6 protein-coding genes are annotated in these 8,991 nt (G+C 74.0%); all 6 read left to right on the plus strand.

Annotated elements, in window-relative coordinates; all coding sequences use genetic code 11:
• A partial coding sequence (locus R7226_RS30220) for a succinylglutamate desuccinylase/aspartoacylase family protein (protein ID WP_318601224.1) occupies positions 1 to 788 on the plus strand: 788 nt, incomplete at its 5' end.
• A complete protein-coding gene (locus R7226_RS30225; RefSeq protein ID WP_318601226.1) occupies positions 785 to 1,906 on the plus strand; it encodes a pyridoxal-phosphate dependent enzyme in 1,122 nt (373 codons plus the stop codon). The genes R7226_RS30220 and R7226_RS30225, both read left to right, overlap by 4 nt.
• On the plus strand, positions 1,903 to 2,817 hold the full coding sequence (locus tag R7226_RS30230) for an SMP-30/gluconolactonase/LRE family protein (RefSeq protein WP_318601227.1): 915 nt from the start codon (positions 1,903 to 1,905) through the stop codon (positions 2,815 to 2,817). Before R7226_RS30225 ends, R7226_RS30230 begins: the two co-directional genes overlap by 4 nt.
• Before the next feature lie 24 nt (positions 2,818 to 2,841).
• A complete protein-coding gene (locus R7226_RS30235) occupies positions 2,842 to 4,779 on the plus strand; it encodes a sialidase family protein (RefSeq protein ID WP_318601228.1) in 1,938 nt (645 codons plus the stop codon).
• Positions 4,776 to 5,471 (plus strand): SDR family NAD(P)-dependent oxidoreductase, encoded by a 696-nt coding sequence (locus R7226_RS30240; RefSeq protein ID WP_318601229.1) that lies wholly within the window; start codon positions 4,776 to 4,778, stop codon positions 5,469 to 5,471. The genes R7226_RS30235 and R7226_RS30240 overlap by 4 nt, the downstream gene beginning before the upstream one ends.
• A 155-nt stretch (positions 5,472 to 5,626) precedes the next feature.
• Positions 5,627 to 8,991 (plus strand): family 78 glycoside hydrolase catalytic domain (locus tag R7226_RS30245; RefSeq protein ID WP_318601230.1); only part of this gene is annotated, 3,365 nt, incomplete at its 3' end.

Genomic DNA, 8,991 nt, shown 5'->3' on the forward strand with positions numbered 1-8,991 from the left:
CGGCCGACGGCGGCAACCTCGCGCGGGCGTTCGGGGCCTCCGCGCAGCCCGGCGCTGCCCGCGCGCGCGACGGCGCGCCGGATGGGGGCGGCGCCGCCCCCACCGCCGCGATCGCCGCCGCGATCGAGCGCGAGCTGATCGACGGCGCCGACCTCGTGATCGACCTTCACTCGGCCGGCCGCGCCGGGGCGATGCCGCTCTTCTGCGGCTTTCTCGCCGGCGGCGATCCCGCCGTCGCCGCGGGCGCCGAGGCAGCCGCGCGCGCCTTCGCCGCACCGCTGACGTGGGCGCACGACGAGATCGGCCCGGGCCGCACGCTGTCGGCCGCGCGCGACCGCGGGATCCCCGCGATCTACGTCGAGGCCGGCGGCGGCGGCGAGGTCCGCGGCGCCGAGCTGGACGCGCTCGTCGGCGGCGTGCTCGCGGTCCTCGCCGATCTCGGCTTGACGCTGCCCGCACCCGACATGACTGCGGGTCTGGGTCCTCAGGAGGGACCCGATCCCGCACTCCTCCCGGCCTCGCGCCGGATCGTGCGCGGCGGCGACGGCGACCTCGACCGCTCGCCGGCCGCGCCGGCCGCCGGCACGCTCGTGACGCGCACGCGCGCCGGCGCCGCCGTGCGCGCCGGGGATCCGCTCGCGGAGCTGTTCGGCGATGACGATCACGACGCGCCGCCGACGGCGATCGCCGCGCCGTGCGACGGGATCGTCATGTACGTGCGCCGCGACGCGCGCGTCGCGGCCGGTGACGCGATCGCGCTGATCGCGCCGGAGCCGGTCGCGTGGTGAGCGGCCTCTCGCGCTATGCCGACCGCCTGCCGCCGATCGCCGGCGACTGGGTCGGGCTGGGCGAGGGGGCGACGCCGACGGTCGCGCTGCCGCGGCTCGGCGTCGCGATCGGGCTGCCGCGGCTGCGCGCGAAGTGCGAGCAGGTCAACCCGACCGGCTCCTACAAGGACCGCATCGCGGCGCTGTCGCTGACGCTCGCGCGCGAGCGCGGCCAGCGCGGGTGGATCGCGACCTCCTCCGGCAACGCCGGCACCTCGCTCGGCGCCTACGGCGCCCGCGCCGGGCTGCCCGGCCTGCTGCTGGCGACGCCGACGATCACGCGTGAGAAGCTCGTCCCGATCCAGGCGGTCGGCACGACCGTCGTGCGCGTCGCCGACATCGGCACCGGCGGCAGCGCGGCCGCGGCCGAGGCCGTCTTCGCGACCGTGCGGCGGCTCGCCGCGCAGCACGACCTCTTCCTCGGCGTGACCGCCAACGCGCTCAACCCCGACGGCATGCGCGGCGCCGACACGATCGGCTACGAGCTGGCGGAGGAGGACGCCCCGCAGGTCGTCTACGTGCCGACCGGCGGCGGCGGGCTGAGCGTCTGCATCGCCCGCGGGCTCGCGCAGGCCGACGCGCCGACGCGCGTCGTCGTCGCCCAGCCGGAGGGCTGCGCGCCGATCGCGCGGGCGCTTGCCGGCGAGCTGGAGCAGCCGCGCGTCGAGCGCTGCACGACCGCGATCTCGGGGTTACAGCTGCCGTCGCCGCCCGACGGCGACGCCGCCGTCGCGGGCGTGCGCGCGAGCGGTGGCTGGGGGACGGCCGTCGGCGACGAGGCGATCCTCGATGCGCAGCGGCTGCTGGCGCGGCTGGAGGGCCTCTTCGTCGAGCCGGCCGCCGCGACCGGCGTCGCGGCGGCGGCGGCCGACGCCGCTGCCGGCCGGCTGGCGCGCGACGCCGACGTCGTCGTCGTGCTGACCGGCAGCGGCGCGAAGGACCTCGCGAGCGCCGCCGGCTGGGCCGGCGCGGTCGCCGACTGCGAGCCGGGCGAGGTCGGCGAGGTCGCGGCGCGGTGGCTGGCAGACGAGCTTGACGTGCCCGCGCCGCCCGCGACCGGCGAGGCGCCCGCGCGATGAGCGTCTCAGCGGAAGCTGCCGAGCCGGTCCTCGCCGCCGGCGCCGCGCTCGCCGAGGGACCGCGCTGGGACGAGGCCGCCGGGCTGCTGCACTGGGTCGACATGAGCGCGGGGATGTGGCACCGCTTCGACCCGGCGCGCGGCCCGCTGTCGCCACGCGCGCTCGGCCAGCGCGTCAGCGCGATCGTCCCGCGCACCGGCGGGGGCCACGTCGCCGCGGTCGACGGGGCGCTGCTGCTGCTCGGCGAGCGAGGCGTCGAGCAGCGACGGATCGCGGTCGTCGCGCCCGGCGCAGGCGTCGCGCCCGGCGCCGCGGGCCCGCCGGCAACCGCCGCCGACCTCGTCCTCAACGACGGCGCCTGCGACGCGCGCGGCCGCCTCTGGATCGGCACCGCCTCCCGCGCCGGCCGGCCCGACGGCGCGCTGCACCGGGTCGAGCCCGACGGGGCCGTCCACGTGGCGCGCACCGGCATCTCGATATCCAACGGGCTCGGCTGGAGCCCCGACGGCACGACGCTCCACCACGTCGACAGCGCGACCGGGATCGTCTCGGCGGCGCCGTTTCACCCCGACACCGGTGCGCTCGGCGCGCCCCGCCCGCTGATCGAGATCGACCGCCGCGACGGCATCCCCGACGGGCTCGCCGTCGCCGCCGACGGGTCGATCTGGCTGGCGATCTGGGGTGCCGGCGAGGTGCGCCGCCACGACCCGGACGGCCGCCCCCGCGGCGCCGTCACGACGCCTGGCGCCGCCCAGGTGACGAGCTGCGCCATCGGCGGCGGCCGGCTCTGGATCACGACCGCGCGCGAGGGGCTGACGCCCGCGCAGCGTGCCGATCAGCCGCGCGCCGGAGATCTCTTCGCCCTTTCGCTCGACCTGCCCGGTCAGCCGGCGCACGCCTTCGCCGGCTGAGAACCACACCAAGAGGAGAAGTCGATGTCGCTCCCGTCCCGCCCGTTCGCGCGGTCGCGTCCCTGTGCGCGCATCGCCGCGCTGCTCGCGGCCGTCGCCGCAGCCACAGCCGCCGTCGGCGCCTCACCCGCCGCCGCCGACCCCGGCCTCCAGGTCGTCGAGAGAGGCTGGGTCACCGCCAGCACGCACACCGCCTTCGGCGTCGGCGCCGAACGGGCCGCCAACGGCGACATCCTCGTCACGTACAACACCGACGGCGACTCGATCAGAGGCGCCTCCGTGTGGTTGACGCGCTCGACCGACGAGGGCAGAACGTGGTCGACGCCGACGCAGATCCTGAGACCGCTCTGGTATGCGAACGGCTCGTCGAACTCGGCGCTCGGCATCACGCGCCTCAGAGACGGGACGCTGCTGATGGCGGCGTCCGAGTCGATCGTGCACACGCCGTACACCGACCGCGAGTCGGTCACCTACATCCTCCGCTCGACCGACGACGGCGTCACCTGGAGCGGTGCCGGCGCGCCGATCAGACTGCCGACGCCGATGTACTACAACGCCACGTACGGCAAGTTCGTCGAGCTGCCGAGCGGCGTCGTGCTGATGCCGATCTGGGGCGCCCCGGCGGCGCCGCCGACGCCCGGCGGCGTCGAGCGCGCGACGCCGTGGCAGTCGGGCGTGCTGCGCTCCTTCGATGGCGGCAGAACGTTCACCGACTACCGCCTGATCGGCAAGGACGACGTCGGCCCGCCGGCCTTCGCCAACCCCAACGGCAACTGGCCCAACAACGTCACCGAGACCTCCATCGCGGCGCTGCGCGACGGCCGTCTGCTGGCCGTGATGCGGACCGACTCGACGCTCAACACCGCCCGCCGCTACCTCTACCTGTCGTGGTCGAGCGACGACGGCGCGACCTGGACCGAGCCGCACGCCTCGATCGAGCAGGGCACCGGCCACGCCGTCACGACGGCGCCGTGCACGCCGAGCCTGCCGGCCGGCCGCACGAAGCTGGTGATGGGGAGCCACGATCCCGCCACCAATGCGCTCATGACCCGCGTCTCCTACGACGGCGGCGTCTCGTGGAGCGGGCACGTGCCGCTGCAGAACCCCGACGGCACCAGCGGCTACTCGATCTACCCCGACTTCGTCCCGCTCGCCGGCAACAAGCTGCTCGCCGTCTACGGCCGCCTGCCCGGCGTCGGCTCGCGCATCGCCTACAACGTGATCCAGGACCAGACCGGCGCGGCCTGCGAGGACGAGCTGGACGCCGCCGACGCGCAGGCGAGCGCGAGACCGAGCTGGTTCCTGATGCGCGCCGATCGCGACGGCTGGCCGTGGCCGTTCGGCCGCCGCAACACGATCTCGACGGCGACCAACACGATCTCCGGGATGCTGCCGGCGATCGCCACGCTGGCGAGCTGCCGCGAGGCCGGCCTGACGCTGTGGAAGAACGGCGTCCAGCTGAGCCCGACGGCGACGCTGCAGAGCGCCGGCGTCGTCAACGGCGACACGCTCGTCGTCAGAGGGACCGCGCCGAGCGGGATCGTCAGAACCGGCTGGAACGAGCTGGACAGACATCCCAGCCGCGGTCGCGTCTTCGGCTGGGACACGAGCTGCGCCTTCCCGCCGCTCGGGCTCGACTACAAGAGCCGCAGCCTCGGGCTCGACGTCGCGCTCAGAAGCGGGCAGTCGATCAGCTCGATCAGCCTGCGCGACCGCGACGCGACGACGCGCCTCACGGCCGCCGACTACGGCGTCTGGACCAGCACCGACAACGACCACTGGACGCCGGTGACCGGCTGGACGCTGGCGGCGAGCACCTCCGGCGGCCGCCTGACGCACACGTTCAACGGCCTGGCGTTGACAGGGAGATACGTGAAGATCAGTCAGAGATACGCCGACACGGCGTTCACCTTCGTGCTCGACGACCTGCGCAGTGACGTGACCGTCACGGTGACGCCGTGAGCGTCGCGCTGGTGACGGGCGCCGCCTCCGGGATCGGCCGCGCGACGGCGCTGGAGCTGGCCGCGCGCGGCTGGGAGGTCGTCGGGCTGGACCGCGCCGCCGGCGAGGGCGTCGACCACGTCGCGGACGTGACCGATGGCGCGGCGGTCGCCGACGCCGTCGCGCAGATCGGCCGCGTCGACCTGCTCGCGAACGTCGCTGGCGTCGGCTCCACGACGAACGTGATCGAGACGCCGCCGGAGGTGTGGGACGCCGTCTTCGACGTGAACGTGAAGGGTGTGTTCCACACCTGCCGCGCGGTGCTGCCGGGGATGGTCGAGCGGGGCTCGGGCGTGATCGTCAACGCCGCCTCGATCGCGGGGCTCGTCGGCCTGAGAGATCGTGCCGCCTACTGCGCCTCCAAGGGCGCGGTGATCGCGCTCACGAAGGCGATGGCGATCGACCACGTCGGCGACGGGATCCGCGTCAACTGCGTCTGCCCCGGGACCGTCGACACGCCATGGGTCGGCCGCCTGATCGACAGCGCGCCCGACCCCGTGGCGACGCGCGCGGCGCTCGTCGCGCGGCAGCCGATGGGGCGGCTCGGGCGCGCGGAGGAGGTCGCGAAGGCGATCGCCTACCTCGCCTCCGACGACGCGGCGTTCGTGACGGGGACCGAGCTGGTGATCGACGGCGGGCTCGTCGCCGGCTGAGTGACCACGTGCCAACGCTGCCGCGGCAGCGTTGGCACGTCAGCGCGCGTTAACGGTGACTTGTGTGCGAATGAACGCGTGTTATAGGGTCGGCCGAACGTAAGCACGCGTCTCCCCCCGCGCGTGTGGTCGGATCCATCGAGGAGAGAAACTGGATGACGTCCCCATCCCGCAGCCGGCGGCGGCTGCCGTTGACCGCTGCCGTCGTGCTGGGCGCGCTCGCCCCCGGCGCGCTCGCGCAGGCCGCCGAGGTAACGCCGACGACGCTGCGCACGCAGGACATGCGCGCGCCGGTCGGCATCGACGTGACGAGCCCGACGCTCAGCTGGCGGCTCGACGCCGGCGCGCGCGGCGCCGCGCAGAGCGCCTACGAGATCCGCGCCGCCTCCAGCGCCGCGAAGCTCGCGGCCGGTGAGGCCGACCTGTGGGCGACCGGCCGCGTCGCGTCGACACGCACCAGCGACGTCGCCTGGGAGGGCGCGCAGCTCGGCTCGCGCTCGCGCGTCGTCTGGCAGGTGCGCACGTGGGACCAGCGCGGCGAGGTCTCCGCCTGGAGCGAGCCGGCCCACTTCGAGCTGGGCCTGCTGGAGCGCGACCAGTGGGCCGGTCGCTGGATCGGCAACGCCCGCTTCGACAGAGGCGTCGTCAGCAGACCGACCGAGCTGAGCGTCGGCGCGCAGAGCGCGCGCTACATCAGACTCGACGTCACGCGCCTCGGCATCGGCGCCTCCGACGCGCCCGACAGACCGCACCTCCAGCTCGCCGAGCTGGAGGCGATCGACTCCTCAGCCGGCGACGCCAACCGCGCCAGAGGCGCGACCGTCACCGGTTCGAGCGTCCTCAACTGCTGCGGTTGGACCCCGGTCGCGCTGACCGACGGCGTCGTCAACACCAACGGCGATCCGAAGGGGTTCACGTCGAGCAACTTCGACAGACAGGATCAGAACGTCTGGATCCAGCTCGACCTCGGCGCGGTCAGAAGCTTCGACACGATCCGCCTGTGGCCGCGCACCGACGCGCGCACCGAGGCCGGCAGAGTCCCGAACTTCCCCGAGGACTTCTCGCTCCTCACCAGCGCCGACGGCTCCAGCTTCGCCAGAGTCGGATCGCTCAGCGGACAGACCGCCGACCTGCCGCAGGGCCCCGACGGCCTGCCGCTGTTCGCGAAGGAGTTCACGACCGAGCCCGGCAAGACGGTCGCCAGAGCGCGCTTCTACCTCGCCGGCCAGGGGATCCAGCACGCGACCCTCAACGGCCGCGAGGTGACCGACGCGGTCCTCCAGCCCGGCTACACGATCTACGAGAGACGGGCCGAGTACGCGACCTACGACGTCACGGGACTGCTGCGTGACGGCGCCAACGCCGTCGGCGTCGAGCTGGGCCAGGGGATGTGGGACGCGCAGAACCCGTCCGACGCCCGCTACGCGAAGCTGACGCGCAGCGGCGGCGGCCCGCGCCTGATCGGGCAGGTCGAGATCGACTACACCGACGGCAGCCGCCAGACGGTCGCCTCCGGCACCGACTGGCTGACGACGCTCGGCCCGACGACGGCGAGCTGGTGGTGGGGCGGCGAGTCGTTCGACGCCCGTCGCGTGCAGGCCGGCTGGAACGAGCCGGGCGCCGATCGCGCCGGCTGGGTCGCCGCGGCCGACCGCGACGGCGGCGCGGTGAACGTCGCGCTCAGCGGCATCGACGCGCCGCCGATCGAGCAGGTGCAGACGCTCGTGCCGACCAACGTGATCCCGCTCGGCGGCGGCAGGTTCACCGTCGACCTCGGCGTAAACTTCGCCGGCTGGCCGCAGATCTCGCTCGACCTGCCGGCCGGCACGACGGTCAGACTGCGCCCGGCAGAGAAGGTCAACGCGAACGGCTCTGTCAACCAGCAGTCGGTCCGCACCGGCATGTGGAGCAGCTACACCTCCGACGGCTCCGGCCGGCAGACGTGGCACCCGCGCTTCATGTACCACGGCTTCCGCTACCTCCAGATCGAGGGGATGCCGGCCGGCGCCACGATCGGCAGAGACGACGTGCGCGGCCTCGTGCTGCGGACGGCCAACGAGTCGGTCGGCAGCTTCAGATCGTGCCTGCCGATGCTCGACGACATCCACCGCATCATCGACCGCGCGACGCAGTCGAACATGTACTCGGTGATGACCGACTGCCCGCACCGCGAGAAGCTCGGCTGGCTCGGTGACCACCAGCTCAACCTGCGCGGCGTCGAGCTGACCTATGACGTGCTCGCGCACACGCGCGCGGTCGTGCGCAAGATGATCGAGAACCAATATCCCGACGGCTTCGTCCCGAACATCATCCCCCAGTACGCGCAGTTCGGCGGGGCGACGCGCGGCATGTTCGACGACGACCCCAACTGGGGCGGCGCGATCGTCTTCATGCCGCACGACCTGTGGAAGACCTACGGCGACACGCAGACGATCCGCGGTGCCTGGCCGGCGATGGTCAGATACGTCGACTACCTGACGAGCAAGGCGCCGACCGGGCTGCTCGACTACGACACGCTCGGCGACTGGTTCACCTTCGACGGCAGCACGCCGAAGGGGCTCGCCTCGACCTACGCCTACGCCCGCATGGTCGCGCAGATGGAGGAGATGGCGAGCGCGCTCGGCCATGACGCCGAGGCCGCGCGGTATCGCATCCTGCACGACACGATCAGAGGTGCCTTCAACGTCGCCTACCGTCGCGGCGACGGCGTCACCTACGGCTCCGGCAGCCAGGCATCCGACGCGATGGCGCTCGACGCCGGGCTCGTCGCCGAGGCCGACCGGCCGGCCGTGCTGCGCCACCTGCTCGCCTCGATCCGCGCCAGAGGCGATCACACTGACGTCGGCATCGTCGCGCTGCCCGCCCTCTTCCGCGTGCTGGAGGAGGCCAGACGCGACGACGTGATCGTCGACGTCGCGACGGTGCCGACCTCGCCGAGCTACGCCTACCAGGTGATCAACGGCGCCACCGCGCTGACCGAGGCATGGGACGGACCGACGCTCAACAGCGGCGAGAACTCGCAGAACCACTTCATGCTCGGCGCGATCCAGGAGTGGTTCACCTCCGGGGCCGGCGGGATCGAGCAGGCGAAGGACTCGGTCGGCTACGAGCGGCTCGTGATCGAGCCGGCGATCGTCGGCGAGCTGGAGTGCGCGGCGGCGACCTACCGCACGCCCCGCGGCGTCGTCTCGACCGCGTGGAGACGCAGCCGCCGCGGGGTGCTGACGCTCGACCTGACCGTCCCGGCCGGCACGACCGCGCAGGTGCGGCTGCCGATCGACGCCGCCGAGGAGGTCGTCACCGAGGGCGGCGTTCCGGCTGCTCAGGCGACGGGCGTCGGCGGCGTGCGGATCGAGGGCGAGACGGCGGTGATCGAGGTCACCTCCGGCACGTACGCCTTCCGCGTCGCGCCGCCGGTCGCCGCCGCGCCGGCGCCTGCGCCGAGAGCGCCGGAGACGCCGGCACCCGCGCCCGCGCCGCAGCCGAGAGCGCCGGCGGCGAGAGCGGCCGCGCCGAAGCT

This window comes from Conexibacter stalactiti (assembly GCF_033542075.1).
Taxonomy (GTDB): Bacteria; Actinomycetota; Thermoleophilia; order Solirubrobacterales; family Solirubrobacteraceae; genus Conexibacter; species Conexibacter stalactiti.

What these genes read in the sequence shown, in the direction of transcription:
- R7226_RS30230 (WP_318601227.1), top strand. Translation starts at nt 1,903, where the DNA reads ATGAGCGTCTCAGCGGAAGCTGCCGAGCCGGTCCTCGCCGCCGGCGCC.
- R7226_RS30235 (WP_318601228.1), top strand. Translation starts at nt 2,842, where the DNA reads ATGTCGCTCCCGTCCCGCCCGTTCGCGCGGTCGCGTCCCTGTGCGCGC.